The sequence below is a fragment of the uncultured Gemella sp. genome (genome assembly GCF_963515875.1).
GTDB lineage: Bacteria > Bacillota > Bacilli > Staphylococcales > Gemellaceae > Gemella.
In genome coordinates this window covers 1-18,217 of record NZ_CAUPZX010000016.1, presented here as the reverse complement: position 1 = coordinate 18,217, position 18,217 = coordinate 1, and the positions used below count along the sequence as shown (strand labels likewise).

General features: G+C 32.1%; 13 protein-coding genes and 2 pseudogenes. 2 read left to right on the top strand and 13 right to left on the bottom strand.

The window, feature by feature from the left end; all coding sequences use genetic code 11:
- Positions 1-227: 227 nt before the first annotated feature.
- The 11 genes and pseudogenes from nt5e to RWL85_RS04240 form a co-directional block, all read right to left on the bottom strand.
- Positions 228-2,339 (bottom strand): annotated as a pseudogene (nt5e, locus tag RWL85_RS04290) (cell surface ecto-5'-nucleotidase Nt5e); the annotation flags it as partial.
- A gap of 474 nt (positions 2,340-2,813) precedes the next feature.
- The gene (locus RWL85_RS04285; RefSeq protein WP_314085347.1) at positions 2,814-3,587 is read right to left on the bottom strand and encodes an SDR family oxidoreductase; all 774 of its coding nucleotides are present in this window, start codon (positions 3,585-3,587) and stop codon (positions 2,814-2,816) included.
- A gap of 14 nt (positions 3,588-3,601) precedes the next feature.
- Positions 3,602-4,036 (bottom strand): CopY/TcrY family copper transport repressor, encoded by a 435-nt coding sequence (locus tag RWL85_RS04280; protein WP_314085345.1) that lies wholly within the window; start codon positions 4,034-4,036, stop codon positions 3,602-3,604.
- A 402-nt stretch (positions 4,037-4,438) separates the two neighbouring features.
- Positions 4,439-5,158 (bottom strand): class I SAM-dependent methyltransferase, encoded by a 720-nt coding sequence (locus tag RWL85_RS04275; RefSeq protein ID WP_314085343.1) that lies wholly within the window; start codon positions 5,156-5,158, stop codon positions 4,439-4,441.
- 1 nt (position 5,159) lies between these two features.
- Entirely contained in the window at positions 5,160-5,498 is a 339-nt protein-coding gene (gene rsfS / locus RWL85_RS04270; RefSeq protein ID WP_314085341.1) for a ribosome silencing factor, read from the bottom strand.
- A 20-nt stretch (positions 5,499-5,518) separates the two neighbouring features.
- Positions 5,519-6,388, bottom strand: coding sequence for a bis(5'-nucleosyl)-tetraphosphatase (symmetrical) YqeK (gene yqeK, locus RWL85_RS04265; protein WP_314085339.1), 870 nt, complete (start codon positions 6,386-6,388; stop codon positions 5,519-5,521).
- A complete protein-coding gene (nadD, locus tag RWL85_RS04260) occupies positions 6,363-6,971 on the bottom strand; it encodes a nicotinate (nicotinamide) nucleotide adenylyltransferase (RefSeq protein WP_314085338.1) in 609 nt (202 codons plus the stop codon). The genes yqeK and nadD overlap by 26 nt, the downstream gene beginning before the upstream one ends.
- A 1-nt stretch (position 6,972) precedes the next feature.
- Positions 6,973-7,272 (bottom strand): ribosome assembly RNA-binding protein YhbY, encoded by a 300-nt coding sequence (yhbY, locus tag RWL85_RS04255; protein ID WP_003147122.1) that lies wholly within the window; start codon positions 7,270-7,272, stop codon positions 6,973-6,975.
- A gap of 19 nt (positions 7,273-7,291) precedes the next feature.
- Complete coding sequence (gene yqeH / locus RWL85_RS04250; RefSeq protein WP_314085335.1) at positions 7,292-8,410, bottom strand: ribosome biogenesis GTPase YqeH; 1,119 nt, start codon at positions 8,408-8,410, stop codon at positions 7,292-7,294.
- Positions 8,403-8,978, bottom strand: coding sequence for a YqeG family HAD IIIA-type phosphatase (locus RWL85_RS04245; RefSeq protein ID WP_314085333.1), 576 nt, complete (start codon positions 8,976-8,978; stop codon positions 8,403-8,405). The genes yqeH and RWL85_RS04245 overlap by 8 nt, the downstream gene beginning before the upstream one ends.
- 17 nt (positions 8,979-8,995) lie before the next feature.
- Complete coding sequence (locus RWL85_RS04240; protein ID WP_314085331.1) at positions 8,996-9,772, bottom strand: phosphatidylserine decarboxylase; 777 nt, start codon at positions 9,770-9,772, stop codon at positions 8,996-8,998.
- 402 nt (positions 9,773-10,174) lie between these two features.
- Between RWL85_RS04240 and RWL85_RS08560 the strand changes: the two are divergent.
- Together RWL85_RS08560 and RWL85_RS04235 are read left to right on the top strand one after the other, a co-directional pair.
- A pseudogene (locus RWL85_RS08560) lies at positions 10,175-10,261 on the top strand (TetR family transcriptional regulator); the annotation flags it as partial.
- Positions 10,262-10,336: 75 nt separating this feature from the next.
- Positions 10,337-10,723: a hdig domain-containing protein gene (locus tag RWL85_RS04235; RefSeq protein ID WP_314085329.1), complete on the top strand. Its 387-nt coding sequence runs from the start codon at positions 10,337-10,339 to the stop codon at positions 10,721-10,723.
- 414 nt (positions 10,724-11,137) lie between these two features.
- On the opposite strand, the gene RWL85_RS04230 is transcribed toward RWL85_RS04235, so the two are convergent.
- On the bottom strand, positions 11,138-12,061 hold the full coding sequence (locus RWL85_RS04230) for an Rpn family recombination-promoting nuclease/putative transposase (RefSeq protein ID WP_314085327.1): 924 nt from the start codon (positions 12,059-12,061) through the stop codon (positions 11,138-11,140).
- A gap of 233 nt (positions 12,062-12,294) precedes the next feature.
- Positions 12,295-18,217, bottom strand: a 5,923-nt coding sequence (locus RWL85_RS04225) for an LPXTG cell wall anchor domain-containing protein (RefSeq protein WP_314085325.1), incomplete at its 5' end; no start/stop codon positions are given.

The following is an 18,217-nucleotide window of genomic DNA, read 5'->3' as shown; positions in this document are numbered from 1 at the left end:
TTTCTCAATACTTTATTTTAACATATTTAAAAAAATTTTTCCATCTAATAGTATTTATTATCAATACGAAAAACTCTTGAAAAATATTATTATCTCATATTTTTTTCTGATATAGATTTTCAATATATTATTTTTAAAATTTGTATAATATTTAGGAGATGTTATTTTTTTGAAAAATACTAGTCTTATTCTATTACAAATAAGACTAGTATCTTCGTTGTTATTTATTAATTATTTTTTCTTTTTCTTAGAATTAGTGATGCTAATAATCCAATTACTCCTAATGAAGCCGTTGTTACTGAGTTCAATCCTGTATTTGGCAACTTATTATTAGCAATTACACTGTTATTTTGTTTTTCTGTAACTGAAGTTGCTTTTTGTGTATAATTTCTTCCTTCTACTTCTGAACTTTTAGAAATAATAATTGGATTTTCAACTTCTCTATTACCATTTGGAGTTTGTGATGTGTAAACATGTGTAACAATTCCATCTTTTTTAGATGTTGCAACTGCGTTATATCCTTTAAGAACTTTCGGTTCTTTATCTCCTAATTCTACTGGCACAAGTTCATTTCCTGCTGCATCAATATGACGTGTTACTACTAATTCATCTTTAGCTAAGACTGGAGCATCTTGAGCAGTTTCACCTTTTGGCACTTCATTTCTTGGCGTTTCAGGTTTCTCAACTTCAAATTTATATGTTTTAGAATCTACAGAAATTGTACGTGAATTTGGATTTACTACTGCGTATTTAGTTAAATCAGCTTTTTCTAAATAATTTTTAAATGCTTCATCCATAGATGGTCCTTCTTGACGCTCTCCACCAAGCATTGTGTATCCATCTCCTCCTGCTGCTAAGAAGTCATTTGTAGTTAAGTAATATGTTTTATTTAAATCTAATTTATCATATGCACCTGTATCATGGTTCTTAACTTCTACACGTAATACACGTTTTCCTACTGGTAAATTTGTATCATAGTAGACTTTAGCACCTGATACGTGTAGGAACCCACCACTTGGTTCTAATAACGGCTGACCATTTTCATCAAGTACAGTCTTCCCAGCTTTATCTACTTGCAAAATAGAACCTAATGATTTTTCAAACATTTCTAACACATTTTTACCAGACACTTTAACTTGAGAAATAGTGTTACCGAACGGAAGAACTGCTATTACACTACCTTTTGTGATAGGTTTGTCTTTTGCGATAGTTTCTCTTAAACCACCACCATTTGTTACTGCGATGTCTGTTTTATTCTGGAATCCAGTTTGTCCATATTCGTAAAGTGAATCTGCTACTACGTTTCCTAAGTTTGTTTCACGTACACGAACATTTTCACGAGTACCACTTAACTCTACAGGACTATTTTTAACAACAACAGCATTTTCTGCATCATATTTCGCTTTAATTTCATCAACTAATTTTTTAACTTCAGCATTAGGCTTAACATTAGTAGTTTCTGAAGCTTTAATTAAACTTGGAGTTCCTAATAAACTATTTGGTTTTAATGTAACTTTACCAATATTGTTTAAGTAACTTCCTGTTTGGTTATAAGTAACGTTATCACCATATGTTTTTGATTCAACAGTATGAGAGTGACCATCAATTACTACTACACGTTTTCCTTTTAAAAGAGGACTTTTAGATAATTCGTCAGCAAGAGTAGAACCTCTCCATGCATCTGGAGTTGTAGTATCTACACCTAGGTGAGCTAGAACAACATAAGTTTTATAATCATCACCAGTAGCTTTTGCTTTTGCTTGAATTTCTTTAACTACATTTAGTACTTCTGGAATAGGATCTTTAAATGTTACACCTTGAACATTTTTAGGGTGTGTTTTTGTCGCAGTTTCTGGTGTTGTTACCCCAATAACAACAACCTCATCACCTTTAACATTTTTATCTTTATCAATGATTGTAGCAGCTTCAAATAAGCGTGCTCCATTCACATAAGTATTCGAGCTTAATAGCGGGAACTTAAGAATTTGTTTATATTTTTTTGCTTCATCTAAACCGAAATCGAATTCATGATTTCCTACAGCCATAGCATCATAATTAATTTTATTTAAAATTTCTGCACGAGCTTCCCCTTTTGTTGAGTTAGAAATAGGTAATCCTTGAAATGCATCCCCTGCATCTAGAACTACTGTTGTTTGATCTTTTTTAGCACGTTCATTTTCAATTACAGTCGCTAACTTAGCATCCCCAACAACAGATGTATTCTTATCACGGCCAGTTTCTTCAACAATACGTCCATGCACATCATTAGTATGAACTAATACTAAATCTTTTTCAGTTGGTTTTTGTACAGCTGCTGATGATGGCTCTGACGATGGTGTAGCTACTGGTGAAGTTGTTGAAGCTGATGTTGACTAATCTGCAAATGCAGCTCCTCCAGAAGTTGCATTTGCTAATCCTACTATCGTAGCTGATGCTAGTGTATAATTTTTTTTCTTCATAATAATTTTTTTTCTCACTTTCAATTTAATTATAATTTACATAATATCATAAACGTACGATTTTTTCAACTTAAATTTAAATATTTTTTTATGATATCGATTAAAAAACGTACTATTTATATAGGTTATATATTTTTCTAGATAAATTGAAAATAAAAAAATGGAAGTAACTCGACAAAATCTTGATTTCGAAAAAATCTATTTTATCGAGTCACTCCCGTTAAAGTTCATTAAACGTCTGAAAAGTATATACAAAGTGAATTGAAATATCTATAAATCACCGCTTCTATGAGTTCTCATATAAACATTTTTATAATTCGGGACTTTTGGATAATCCTGTTTCTTTTATTATAATTATTTAAACATATTTAACAGCATTCTATCACTTAATTTAGGGAAAAATTGACTAATTTTAACCGCTAAAACTAATTTAAATGGTAAATTAACCTCACGTTTTTTCATATCTATTCCTTTAATAATTTTACCAACTACTAATTTTGGAGTTAGCGTCTTTCCACCTAATGATTTTTGATAACTCTTATCTTCATCAGCAATATTGAAAAAATTCGTTGCCACTGGACCAGGGTTAACCGTCATTACATGAACATTATCTTTTTTAAGTTCTAATCTTAACGCATTAAAGTAACCTATTAAAGCAAACTTCGTTGCTGAATAAACAGAACTTTTAGGAGTAGCAATTTTCCCAGCTATAGACGCAATTGTAACTATAGTACCACTCTTTCTTTCTCTCATTCTTTTAGCTATTTCAGTAGTTAATTGTATTGTTCCTATTACATTAGTATCAAACATATTTACTACATCTGCATCACAAAATTCGCTAAAATCCTTCATTATACCATATCCAGCACCATTAATCAGAATATCAATATCAGTAATAGTTGATAATAATTGCTCTACTTGATCTTGCGAACCAATATCCACGCTAAATACTCTTGTTTTTACATTATCAAAAGTTTCACATTTTTTGGCAACTTTTTCTAGAGCCTCTTTTCTACGAGCAACTAAAATTAATTCAACATTTCCTTTTTGAGCAAATTGATGAGCTAATTCACGCCCCAAACCACTAGAAGCCCCCGTTATAAGTATTTTTTTATTCTCATTTTCCATTGATTATCCCCTTTTTACCCATGTTTTGCAGCACAGCTACATTGTCCTTTTAGACACTTACAAGTTATAATCTCTTCCGCAGTCTTTCTTTTCTCTTGTAATAATTCAATAATTTCATCAATATTACTCTTACTTAAATTATCAGTTGCGATTATATTTTTTACTATAATATGTGTTCTTCTCTCACATATTCTGTCTAAAAAGTTTTGCGTTAAAATATCCAAACATTCATCCTCAATACAGTTTGCTGAATATAAAAATTTATTTCCTGTTTTTTGGGTAGATATGAATCCTTTTTCTACAAGTCTTGACAACAGCGTTTTAATCGTTGATGCCGTCCATGACTTTTCTTCACTTAGAGTATCAATTACAAACTTACTGGTAGTTTCTTGATTACTCCAGATAACTCTCATTACTTCCCACTCGGCTTCTGAAATATTAATCTCCATTTAAAATCATCCTTTTTTATCAGTTACATCTGTAACTATAATACTATTTTCACGTTATAATGTCAATTCATAAAAAGATAGTGACTCAAAAATCATGATTTCAAAGAAATCGATTATGTCGAGTCACCTTAGCTAAGTTTATTAAATATCTAAAAGGATGTTATAAAGCAAATTTAGATATCGATAAACTACTAAATCTATAAGTTCCCATATTTTAGGACTTTTTGAACAATCACTTAAGTCTTTTTATTAATTTGATGTCCAATTACTATTTTAATTATGTTTAGATAAGTTTAACTCGCGTGTTTAAAATAATATAATAAAATTTTCCGCATTCATATCTCTTTACTCACATATTTTAGATGCTATCTCATATACAATTCTACACGGATTTATATTATTTTACTTCTCCAAAACAAAAATTATTCTATCTGATTCAGCATAATTTTTATTATTTTTCTCAAAATCACAAAAATAATCTTTAACTTTAAAACCGATATTATTTATCTCTGCAAAAACTTCTTCGATTTCATATGTTCTTTGAGAATGAAACTGCTCAAGCTTTTTATATAATCCATTATTTTCCTTAATGAAAAATGAAAGTTCACTCTCAACTTCTAGTGAATTTTCAGTTTCATATGTAAACCATAAATAACTAATCTCTTCATCCTCATAACCAAAAACTTGTTTTTCTAACATATCTATGACTTTTTTAGGCGTATGTATATCAAATACAAATTTTCCACCTTCTTTTAAAGATGAATATACTTCTTTTAATCCTAGTTTAAACTCTTCAAAGTCTGATAAATAATTAAAAACATCAAATGCACTTAATATAAAATCAAACTCCATATTTAGCGAAGAGATTTCTAATAAATCCATCATAAAATAATTACAACCCGGAACTTTTTCACTAGATATCGCTAACATTTGTTCACTATTGTCTACTGCGAATACTTCTCCATATTTTTTCAGCGTTGGTAGCATTGTTCCACTACCGCAACCTAAATCAAGAACTAGAAGATTTTCTCTATCTTCTAATTCTTGATCAATAATATTTTTATAAGCATCGTAATCGACATCCATTAGTTTATCATAAACAATACTTAAATTTTCATACATATTATACACCTTTTATAGGATATTTTTCGAATAGTGCATCTAACTCATAGTACTCTCTATCATCACGTGTCATAATATTTACTACAACATCTCCTAAATCCATTAGAATCCATTTAGCTTCTCTTAGACCTTCTGTACTATGAATTTCTCCACCATTTTCTAATACTTGTTCTCTAACTTCTTGTGCAATTGCTTCTACTTGTCTATTTGTAGGTGCATGACAAATTACAGAATAATCATATAATACTCCCGCTTGAGTTAAATCATAAGCAACAATATCATAACCATGCTTATCGTCGCATGCATCTACAACAATTTTTAATAAGTTTTCTACTTCCATTTTCATCCTCTTTCTTTATTTTATTTTTTTATAATATGGAACATTACTACGTATAGTACATCATCTTCCGGGTATCTTTTTGCTAGTTTATCAATTAATTTATCCAGAGTTACACCATAATATTTTGCGTAACGTTCTGTTAAAGTATCTCTTGTTACAGGTTTAACTAAATCAACTTCTAATGTAGCAAACACTGTATCAGGGTCTTCATAAGTCGTAGCTTCCAATAAATCACCTTTTTTAAAGTGGGCCTCACTCTTATTTCTAATAGTAATTGTTTTTTCATCTGCTAAGATTTTATCTTTATTTTTTTCTTTAAATCCTACACGATAATTTTTAATATTGTAATAATTATAACATTCTAATAGCGAAGGATAAATTCTTTCATCGTTATCTATTAAATATACCAGTGTATTCTTTGCAGCAAGCCTCACCGCTTCATCTAAGTCATATTGAGATACTTCTGTCACCTCTGTTAAATGAGGGTGCTTTCTTTGTGGATCTGTGTAATCTGCGATAAAGATAATTTTTTCTAATAAAGTCATGTGTTTTCTACCAAATGTATGGTTGGCAACAGCAAGTTTAACCTCTTCATCTTCAATACCAAACTTTTCCTCAATATATGCACTTGCTACAGGACCATGAAGTACCTCTACTGGATAATCTAGTAAGTTTACATCTAAATTATGTAAAATCACATACTTTTTCATCAGTACCTCATCCATAGGTTTACAAACATCATGCAATAAGGCTGCCAACGCTGCTCTATCTACATTAGCTCCGTGAATTTTTGCTAAATTTTTAGCCACTTCGACTACCCTTAAGGTATGCTCATATCTTTTTTCTGGTAATAACTCTTTTACTTTATTTTGAATCTCTTGAAATTCCATATAAACCCAACTCCTCTATATATGACCTACATTCATCTGTTATCATATATTTAATACTATTCTTATTTTTTATTTTATCTCTAATAAAACTAGAACTTATCTCAATTATCGGTGATTTCATAATCTCATAACTTATGGATTTATAAAATACATCTCCATCTACTACCTTATATAAATCTTCTTCATCTCTAGCTACAAAAACAAAAGTTACTAGTTTTGATAGTTCTTCTATATTATACCATTTTTTTAAATCTTTCGCTCTATCTGTCCCTATAATAAAATAAATTTTTTCATTTTTATATAATTCACTAAAATATTTAACGGTATTATAGCTATAGCTAACTCCCTCATTCGAAATTTCAAAGTCACTAACTTCAAATTTCATATTATCTTTAGTACTTAGTTTTGTCATTTCAAATCTATTTTTATCGCTGGCTTCAAGTTTGCGATCCTTTAACGGAGTAATATACGAAGGAATAAAAATAACTCTCTCTAAATTATAAGTTTCTAGTGCAGTTTCAGCGGTGATTAGATGCCCTATATGTATTGGATCAAAACTACCACCATAAAGTGCAATCGACATATTACTTCACCAACTCAATTTTTCTATACTTTTCTTTAGAACTTTGTTTATATAAAACAATTGTATGTCCAATTACTTGAACTAATTCAGAAGAAGTACGCTCTGATAAAATTTTTGCTACTTCATCTTTATCCTCTTCACAATTTTGTAGAATACTTACTTTTAATAATTCACGTTTTTCTAACGCATCTCTAATCCCTTGAATCATATCACTATTTACACCTGATTTTCCAACTTGGAAGATTGGCGATAAATGATGTGCTAATGCTCTTAGTTGTCTTTTTTGTTTTCCTTTTAACATCTTATCCTCTTTTCTTTTACTATATTATCGATTCACGCACAAACACTTCGATTTCCTCCGGTACATGAATATCTATCTTACATCCACTATCACTATTAACAGTAATCCAACCTAATCCTGAAATTACAATATCCATCTTTCTACTATCAATTGTGAAGCTTTTCTTAACTTGATTATTGAATATAGAAATATTATCCTCAAAAGGTGGTTTCAATAGTGTTCCTAAATGTTTTTCAAACAGTTGATCTGCATTACTAAGTTTTGTACGATGTATTTCAACCAAATTTGAAGCATAAAGTGTGAAACTTTGACGTCCACCTTCCACGAAATCCATCCTTGCCATTCCACCAAAAAATAAACTTTGTTCAGCATTTAACTGAAATACACGTGCTTTAATTTCTTTTTTAGGCATCACTAATTTCAAACTTTGAGCATCTAAATAATGTGCAATATCATAATCTAATATAATACCCGGTGTATCATAAATACTAGTAGCTCTATCTAGGGGAATTTCTATCATTCCTAGTGTTGTACCTGGGAAATGAGAAGTTGTAATAACATTCTTGTCCCCAGTTGTAAGTTCGATAAGTTTATTAATAAATGTAGATTTACCAACATTTGTTGCTCCTACAATATATACATCCTTACCATTGCGAAGCTCATCTATACGTCCTGCTGCCTCTTCAACACCTTGATTTTTAATAGCACTAATTAAAAGAATATCTTTTACCTTAATACCCTTAGCTTTTAACATCTTAAATAACCATTGTTTAACTTTATTTTGCTTAACAGACTTAGGTAATAAATCTAACTTATTAGCCACTAGCACAATATCCTTGTTATTTCCTACAATGTCGACAACATCCTCAATCCAACTTCCAGAAAAATCAAATATATCAACAACCTTAACTATCAATGCATCTTTTTTTGACAATGTTTTAATAAGTTGATAGAAATCCTCAGCACCTAGTTGAACATCCGATACCTCATTATAATTTTTTAATCTAAAACATCTTTTACAAACTAAATTGCCATCAATACTTTTTTCTACAACACTTTTTGGCAAGTAACCTTGTTTGTTTTGATCCTCACTTTGAATCTCAACACCGCAACCTATACAATAAACTCTATTACTCAATATATCCTCCATTGTTCTCTTTCTTATGTTTCAATCTATAACCTACTTTTTTCATTTTAGGAAATGCTTTTCTTCTAGTTAAATTATGTATTATCAATGCTTCAAAAAATCTATTAATTCTAGTTTTAAAAGCATCCGTCTTAGAAATTGGTTTAACTAAAACACTCATAGCACCAAAACTTTTGGCACCTAAAACATCAGTTAATACCTGATCGCCTAAAATAATCGCTTCTTCTGGTTTTCTATTTAGCTTTCTAAGAGCTTTCTTAAATCCGATTGTTAAAGGTTTTTTAGCTCCCGCAACATACTGAAGATTCAACTTACGACAGAACTCCTCCACTCGCTCTTCAGTATTATTTGATACGACAATAATATCAAAACCAGCTTTTTTCATCTTTTTCAACCACTTATTTAACTCTTTAGTATCTTTTTTACTATCCCAAGAAATAAGAGTATTATCTAAATCTGAAATAATGACCTTCTTATTGTGCATATTCATATATTCAACATCAATAAACTCATACTTTTCTACAAAATCATCAGGTGAAAAATATTTTCTTAATACCATTTTTTATCACTAATAGCCTATAAAATAGTCGCTATTTTCTCTCCCATCTTGATTTCCTTATTTTCTAAGTTTTCCTCTAAAATAATATTATTTCTTTCAAATAATAATACAACTGTAGAACCAAATTCAAAATATCCTAACTCATCACCTTTTTTAACATAAATACTCTTGTATGTTGGAATAATTGAGTTAACGTTTTGTGCTCCTACTGGTATCATAGTATAATTAATTTTTCCATTTAATTTATATACCTGTCTATAATTATAGCTTAGAATATTTTCTCCTAATTCAAGTCCAAGATTATTAACTGGATATGAATATTTTCCTAAGCTATAAGCATCTACAACATGGCTATTCATAGGAAAATGTATACGATGATAATTTTTAGGACTAAGATATATTATCATATACGTCCCATCTTTATATTTATCAGCAAGTTCACTATCTCCAACCAAGGTTTGAACATTATAAACCTGATTCTTAACAACAAATGTTCTTTCATTACTGATAGTACCTATCTCTGAAATAACTCCATCTGTTGGACTAACTAAAGCATCCTCTTCTTGATTAATCGGTCTAGCATCTGGATGTAATTTTCTAATAAAAAACTCATTAAGATTTTTAAAGTCATCAATTTCATCTAAAATTTCATCAGTATTAATATCATATACCTTAGCAAAAGGTTGAATCATTAATCTACTTAAATTAGATTTTGTTAGTTTTTTTAGAGCTTTTGAGCTCATATTTCCATTCGTCAATTCAACACAAAGTTGAAACATTTTCTTTTTTAACATATCCGTCTCCTTATTGAATATCATGTTATATTTTACTATAAAAAACGAGTAAATACAAATATTGAAGGGAAAAACCTAATAATATTTGAATATTTTCAATGAAATATACAACTTTTAAAATAATTAGTTATTATAGTATAATTTTTATATTATCGCATCTTAAATTATTAGTAAATAATAATCAATATCTTTGTTCTACGTTACTATCATTAATATTTCTAGATTTGTATATTCAAATAAAAAATAGAATTTTTGTTATAGATTATTGATTTTACCATCATAAAATTGTATAATTAAATTATAAAAATAAGCAAGGGAGTGAATGACATGACGTTAAATAATAAAGTTAAAGAAAACATTATTTTAACAACTGTCCAAAACGTTTGAACTAAGGGCTACTCTCTGACAAGTGTTCAGGATATCATAAAAAAAGCTAAAGCCCCTAAGGGAAGCGTATATTATTATTTTCCAAAAGGAAAAGACGAAATTTATTTAGAAGCACTCGAGAAAATCAACAGTAATGTTAAAAAAGAATTTAAATCGATTTCTCCTAAAATAGGGACTTTGGAGGAGTATTTAACAACTGTATTTGAACTTTTTATATCAAAAGGTAAAGCCTGTAAACGTAGTGGATTTTCACTTACATTACTAGCAATGGAAACCGCTGAAGTTTCTCCAATAATTGCAGAAAAATGTAGTGATATACTTGAAAATTGGCGTCTACTTCTTGCTGATGGACTTTTCGATAGAAACTTACCAGAAGATGTTTGCAACCCTATTAGTGAGTGGTTATTCACTAGTATTCAAGGTGCATTAACTGCAAATAGAATTCATAAAGATGAAGCATTTCTTTTGAATATAAAAACCTCAATTAAATTTGTTGCTACCTCTTCTCCTGAAACACTTAGAGAAATATTCTCTAGGGCAGATGAAGACGAAATAATTGCATAAGATAAGAACCCACGAGAGAACTTCTTTCCCGTGGGTTTTGTTTCATTCTATAGTCTTTACACTTTTAACAGGTAAATCAAAAATATCTTTTACAAATTGCAATATAACAGTTTCAGTATCTATAACTTCTCGTATAAACTTTTTTTAAATTTAAAACTTTTGGAAAACTCTTTTAGGAAACTTCTTTAAAAAATTCTGTGTATTACAACCTACTTTTACTCATTAAGTTCCCGACGACCATTACATCCAGTATCTACATACTTAAAGTTATATACTTCTTTTATAATCCTTGCAATAGTCTTTACACTAACTCCATCCCCATCAGCAATAACTTTTCTTGTAATTTTATCATTACTTCTTACTTTTAGGCCTTCTGCTCGTCCTCGTTACATTCCGTATTCTATATACATATATTTACATTTCCTGCAAATAGACTTCGAATTCTTGTTCACTTAGATTTAACTTCTTCGCTACTATCTCTTTAGTAAGCAATCCTTCTTTCACTAAATCTATCAACTCTCTTACTCGTCCTTGCTCCATTCCTTCTGCTCGTCCTCGTTGCATTCCTTGTTGCATACCGTATTCTATTCCTTCTTCGCGTGCATAAGCGTACGTTGCCCAGTGATGGTCTAGTTGTCTTGTTCTTTCATCATACATATCTTTTTCCTCCTTAGTCCAGTTTCTAACATTAAGTAAATCATCGGCTTGATCAATTACTTCACCAGGTTCACTTGTATATTGTTTGTTACCGAAAAATTCTAGCCAACGTACTTTGTTATAACTTTCTTTTAGCTCTGGTTGGTATTTTTTTAGTTCTAAAAATACTATTTTCAACAATGGCATCTCTTTTATATCGTTGTCTACATACATTTTTAGTTCGGTGTTTCTTGTTTCTTCTTTGATTAAAAAAGTACTTATAGGATCATCTCCATCAAAGTAGTTTCTATCGACTATTGCAGCTACGTAAACTGGTGGTAGTTTTTTATAAATTGCTAGTCTTTCTTCTTCGTTTTGTTTTAATCTTTCGATATTGTCATTTACTTGTTTACATAGGTAAGCCCAAATGCGATTCATGAAGAATGCCTGCTTAGCTAATTGCACCTCGATTATAACTTGTGCGTGGTTGTCTAGTTCAACAAGTATATCAACAGCTATGTTAAAATCATCTTCTACATTACTGTTAGCTCGAAATATTTTATCTCCACCAATTAGTTTTGCACTTTTTGCCGGTAAATCGAAGATATCTTTAACAAACTGTAATGCTACTGCTTCATTACAAAATACTTTTTTAACTACTAAGTCATAAATTGGTTTAATGTTTTTATGTCGCTCTTCCATATTTTTTCTCCCCTTATTTTTTGATTATAATATTTTTAAATTTTACTTTTTACCCTATTCTTAACTTTATTATACTAGAAAAAAAATATTTTTTCTAATGATATCACTGTTCTATACGAGGTTCAAACACAAAAAATCCAAGAAATGAACCTTTCGATTCTTTCTTGGATTTCTTGCTTCTCGACTATCTAAATAGATAATGTTAAAGATTTATTTTGATGATTTAGCAATTTCTACTCTTCATCTTCTCTACGTCTTTTAGCAACAGCTATCAGACTTCCTAACATAGCTAATCCTAATCCTGCTAAACCTGTATTAGTTTCAGCTTTACCTGTATTCGCTAAACGTTTTGTAGATTTTTCAACTTTACCAGTTGGCGTTTGTTTAATGTTTCCATTAACTTCTGGTAATGTTGGAATTGGTTGTGGTTTAGTTGCAGTAACTTTTCTGAAGATGTGAGTTACAACATCACCATTAGTTTCTGTTCTTATAAACGCATAACCTTCAATTTTTCCAGCTTCAAATGCTCCATTAGCTTCTCCTAAAACTTTTGGTGCTTTTGCATCAGCAGGTTTAAGCTCTTTACCAGCTTCATCAGTCCACTTAGTGATGATTAGTGCAGGTAGATTTTCTATTGGCGGCGCAAGTAAGTTTCCGTTTTCATCTACTCCTGTTGTTCCTATTGGAGCTGTATATTCAGGAAGTTCAAATACCGGAGGATCAAGAGTTATTAATTTTTCTCCTGGTATCTCATGACTTATATTAGTATTTGGATCAGTTATTGTAACTTTTCCAGTTTTATCTACTGTTACTTTTTTACCTGGATTAGCTTTTTCAACTGATTCTTTTACTTTATCCTGTTCTTCTTGTGTTAAGTTATCAGGATCTTTTACTGGAATCTTATCAGCTGGTATTACTGGTTCGAAGTCTTGGTTCACTAAGTCTGTTCCTGGAATTGTATGACTGATTCCTGTTGTTGGATCTGTCACTGTTGCTGTTCCATCGTCTCCTACTGTTACTTCCTTACCTGGGTTCTTCGCTTTGACTTTGTCTGCCACTTGTTTTTTCTCTTCTGGAGTTAAGTGTGCTTTGTCTTTAACTGGTACTTTTTCAGTTGGTTTCACTGGTTCGAAGTCTTTAACAGTTAAATCTTTAACTGGAATTACTTTAGATTGACCTGTTTTCGGATCTGTTATAGTAACATTTCCTTTATCGTCGACTTTAACATCCATATTTGGATTAGATTTTTTAACTTTTTTCTCTAATTCTGTTTTTTCATCTGGTGTTAAATCTTCTGGATTTGAAACTACAAGCGGTAGTGGAATTTTAACTTCAAACTCTCTTGCAGGCTCACCTTTAGCACTAGTTAATTTCGCTGGTAACTCTACTGCGTTTCCGGCTTTTGGTAGTTTTCCTGTTTCTGTTGCTTGCGTTGGTACGCTTGTTTCTGTTGCTGTTGGTAAGTCCGCATTTGGTACTTTTATCTTACCTTCGCCTGTTACTTCGTATTCTTTTCCTTTGATTGTTACTTTTGATCCTGTTGGATAGTTTGCTCCTGTTGAATCTGTAACTCTATATGTTACGTCTCCTGTTGTTTTATCTTGAGCGTCTTTTGTGATTTGTGGCTCTTTACTATCTACTAGTTTCGCTGGGATATTCTTATCATCACCAGTTTCAGCTGGAAGTTTTGTTTTTTCTGTTACAGTAACTTTTCCTGTTTGTACTGTATCTTTTAGTTGATTATTCTTAATTGTAATTGTGCCATCTTTGACTTTGAATGTTCCGTCTATTCCTGGAACAGTTACTACAGAATCATCCGGATAATTAGTATCGTCGCTATGTTTGATTGTTAGTGTTACATCCCCTGTTGTGGCATCTTGTGGTTGAACAGTCACGTTAGGTGCTGCTGGTGTGACTTTTAATTTGACATTAGTTTTTTCTTGTGAACCGTCATTATACGTAATCAATACTGGTACTTCAGTCTCGCTATCTGGCCTTAGAGTTGGTAATGTACCTACAGATGTAACAGATTGGATTTCTGCATTCTGGTATATTTTTGTTACCCCATTTTCAACGACGCCTGTGATTCCCGTTGCTGAATATAAATCTGTTCTATTCAACTTATCTGTTGGTTTCTTAATAATGTCTACTTTTGTAACTTCATGTGATGTTAAAGTATATGTTCCTTCATTAGATACTACTTTAACATCGCCTTCGCCTTTGCTTGCAGTTGCCGTTACTGTAGCATTTACCAAGTCACGTGGAATTTCAATACTTCCATTATGAACACTTACTCCATTAGGTTGTCCTGTTACTTGCCATCCATTTTGAGCATCTTTTGTTACCACAACACTTCCTGATTTTAGAGGAATTGTAATTTTATCTCCTGAATTTGTAGAATTTGGCGTTACTTTTACATTACCATTTTGCCATTGTCCTACCGTTGGTGCTGATGGTTTTTCTTCTTTAACGGCTACATATACTTTGACTTGAGTTCCTTCTTTACCTTGGCTATCTACTGCCGCTAAAGTAACTTCATATAATCCGGCTGGCGTTGCACTAGTACCATTTGCTACAGGAATTTGAGAAACAACCTTAACATTTCCTGTTCCATATGGTTTTTCACTTTCAGTATTACGACCATCTTCTGCATCCGTTACGGTCACTAACTCTTTTAACAAGTCGGCCGTCAATGTTGTTCCTGAATCATAAATTTTTCTATGATTCGCATCTCGACCTGTTTCATTTTTCACTACAATATTCGGTGCCGTATTCGTCACACTAGTAACTTTCCACTTACCTGTCGAACTTGGCTCTTGACCTGCCTCTGGTTGGTTATACACACGAAGTCCTAATCCACTTCCATATGATTCAGTGTTATCTCCATTAGCAGATTCTTCTTTAATATGAAGTTTAGTCGATCCACTTTGTTCATTTAGAGCAATACGAATATTATTTTCTGCTGGATTAGTAGTGCTTGGAGTAGATGTAATTATTCCGACATATCCATTAGCATCTGTCACACTAGTATTATCAGCACGAGTTGCTTCTGTATGCCATCCATCTGTTCCACGAACAAGTACAATGCTGTTTGGTTTATCCCCTGTTTCTTGATTATTATGGAATCGTAATTCAACTCGTTTAGCATCATGTGGCACTGTAATATCAATATGCTTACTACCTGCAATTGTTGACGATACTGAGTAATCTCCCATTTCAACTGCTTTATTATCACTTCTAGTTGAAACTGTTCCCCCTGTGACTGTATTCTCCACTGTAATCGCTGGTGGTGTTGTAGTTTCACCGTTTTTAGCAACTGATTGACGAAGTTTTACATTCTCAGGAAGCGTAGCTGTCCAAGTTCCATCATTATTGATGGTTACTCCGCCATTATTTTCACTAGATAGAACTGTACTATTCTCATCATTCAAATGAACTTTGACCACTCTATTAGTTGCATCAAATCCGCCTAACGTACCTCTTAGTGTACGACTAGTTGAAGTCACTGTTACTGAATCAAATGTTGGTTTTTGAGGAGTAACTTGTTCACTGTTGCTATTATCAGAAACTAAAGAATAAGTAGTTGGGACTTGTCTTGTTCCCGTATCCGTTTTTTCTGTTTTTTGATAAGTTCCTAAGACAACCACATTTGCTGACAATTGTTGACCTAAAGTAACTGGATTTTTATAGTCAGCTTCAGTAAATGTTGTACTTCCTGTTGCTTCTGTTACAGTTTTTTCTGCGACTATAGTGCCAGCAGCATCTTTTAATTGTACTTTTACAGTTGATCCTGTTGTCAACTGTGCAGCTGTTGGTAAATTGTTTACAGTAATTTCAGGTTTAGTTCCTGCCTTACCTTGGAATTGATTTGCAGTTAGTGTTGGTGCTTGTGGTTTGACATCTAACGTTACTTTAATATTTTGATCATTGTAGTTATACGTATCATCTCCACGAGCTTTTCGTACAGCTTCCCCAAAGTAAACATTAACATTTTCTTCACGTTTACCAATTTTATCCTGTGGTTTGTTTACTGGGTTAGGAGAATTATACCCATTTCCCCATCCAATAGCAGTACGACTTGGATTAGCTAAAGTACTACTTGGTTTAACATAATCACTAGCACTTGTTTTCACAAATGCGCTACCAACTATTGTTTCTACAGAATCTTTTCCATCCTCATACTTCGCTTCATTTCCATAAGTCTTGAACGTTACATTTTTTTCAATAGTCCCTGCTTCATTTGGATAAGTTACAACGATCGTTTTAGTCGTTATACCCGCTGTTGTGCTTGGACTAGCTGGATTTCCATCTTTAAATGTAATAGTTGTACCATCTGGTTTATTTTCACCTTCAAATTCTACATAGAAATCAGCTGTAGCAGTTTTCGTACGTCGACCTGTTCCCCATACACTCGACGTCAATGGTTGACCAACAATCTCATGATATTCTGTCACTTCATTGCCGTCTACCTTACGAAGTGTCACTTTTGGATATATCGTTACTGGAATATCAACATTTATCTCGGTATAGTCGTTTGCACTAACCGTTACAGTTTTATGCGTAGTTCCTACTATTGCCGTTGATGGTCTGTCATTGTTTTTCCATGTTACAGAAGTTAAAGTAACCCCTTCAGGCATTTCCACAAAGTTACTTGGAGTGTCTACATTGTCGATTATTCCGTCTTTAATCGCATAAATCGGCTTAGCTTTCACAGCAGCTATAGAGATTATTTTCTCAGCTTTATTTCCATTTTTATCTAGGACTCTTACTGTAATTTCTTTTTTAGCAACTGCGCTTATTGTTCCTCTGATTAGTTTATTTGTTGAATCGTAAGTTAGACCTGTTTCCCCATTTGGCAACGAAACTTTAATGTTCGTATCATCTACACCTACTCCTGCATCTGTTAAACCAAGAGGAAGACTGAACTCTTCTCCAACTTTTACAAGCGTATTATTCAATCCAATTGTTGGAATTGCGCGATCACCATCTTTAGAATTATTACTGTCATTTTCATCACTTGAAACTTCCTGAGCAACTGCTTTTGCTTGAATTTTTGTTTGATCTTTTACTACTCGATCTTTCAAGGTGATTTCACCAGTAGTTGAATTAACACTAATTCCTTCTTTCGCACCACTTGTGATACGCCATTGATTATCAGTTCCCTTAGTAGCGATAATCGTTGTTCTTTCTTGAGGGGTTTTCGTCACATCCCCATTATCTTCTAATCGATTGTTGTCCGTTGGAGTGTATGTCACTTCCACTTTATTGACATTTGTTTGGTTTGTATGACCAATTCTTACATCACCGTTATCATCTGGAGTAACTGTTGGTTTTGTTGGTTTAACAAGAAATGTTACATCTTTTTCGATTTTTTCTGGAACATAAACTTGTACTTGTTTACCGTCAATAGTTGTTGTGTAATATCTTGGAGTTGTGAAGTTCACTTTTGCTTTATAGCCTGTAACTACTCCTGGTTCACTCAATACTGTTGTAGCCGTTACATTAGCACCATTCTTAGTCCACTTGAAGTCTTTAGTTCCTGGATAATACTTTTCTCCACCATCTGTATTTGCACCTGCAACTACATTTAGGAAATCTTTTGGATTCAACCCTTGTCTGCTATTAGCAGCATCAACAAGTGTTGTATTGGATTCAACTGTTTTTGGAGTATTCGTCACTTCTACATCAACAACTGTATATTTGAACTTATAAACACCCTCATTCTTTAAAGCATCTTTTACAACAACTGTTCCGATATGTTCCCCTAAAATTGCATTGTTAGTTGCTGTGATTGCTGTATCTTCAGACCTAACATCTATCGAATTAGACATAGCTTCTTCCTTAATAAATTCTCTACCGCTTGGAAGATTAGAAGCTTTCAGATAAGTTGTTGTTCCTGAATTATCACTTACTCTAAATGTTGGATTAAATGTTGAACCTTTAAAGATTACAAATGAAGGACTTTGGTCAACATCTGTACTTAGAGTTTTTCCGTTCATTGTAACTGTTGGAGCAATCTTTTCATTTACCTTAACTTTCACTTCAACAATCTTATACGGTTGTTCTTGTGACGCAGCTGGCACGTTAGTCCCAGGCTCTTGTGTTTTTGGTAATGTAACTTTTACATAACGTGTTTCTTCTCCATATGTTGATACT

Excerpts from the sequence above, each read along its gene's own strand:
- RWL85_RS04285 (WP_314085347.1), bottom strand. The coding sequence starts at position 3,587 with ATGGAAAATGAGAATAAAAAAATACTTATAACGGGGGCTTCTAGTGGT.
- RWL85_RS04280 (WP_314085345.1), bottom strand. The coding sequence starts at position 4,036 with ATGGAGATTAATATTTCAGAAGCCGAGTGGGAAGTAATGAGAGTTATC.
- RWL85_RS04275 (WP_314085343.1), bottom strand. The coding sequence starts at position 5,158 with ATGTATGAAAATTTAAGTATTGTTTATGATAAACTAATGGATGTCGAT.
- rsfS (WP_314085341.1), bottom strand. The coding sequence starts at position 5,498 with ATGGAAGTAGAAAACTTATTAAAAATTGTTGTAGATGCATGCGACGAT.
- yqeK (WP_314085339.1), bottom strand. The coding sequence starts at position 6,388 with ATGGAATTTCAAGAGATTCAAAATAAAGTAAAAGAGTTATTACCAGAA.
- nadD (WP_314085338.1), bottom strand. The coding sequence starts at position 6,971 with ATGTCGATTGCACTTTATGGTGGTAGTTTTGATCCAATACATATAGGG.
- yhbY (WP_003147122.1), bottom strand. The coding sequence starts at position 7,272 with ATGTTAAAAGGAAAACAAAAAAGACAACTAAGAGCATTAGCACATCAT.
- RWL85_RS04245 (WP_314085333.1), bottom strand. The coding sequence starts at position 8,978 with ATGGTATTAAGAAAATATTTTTCACCTGATGATTTTGTAGAAAAGTAT.
- RWL85_RS04240 (WP_314085331.1), bottom strand. The coding sequence starts at position 9,772 with ATGTTAAAAAAGAAAATGTTTCAACTTTGTGTTGAATTGACGAATGGA.
- RWL85_RS04230 (WP_314085327.1), bottom strand. The coding sequence starts at position 12,061 with ATGGAAGAGCGACATAAAAACATTAAACCAATTTATGACTTAGTAGTT.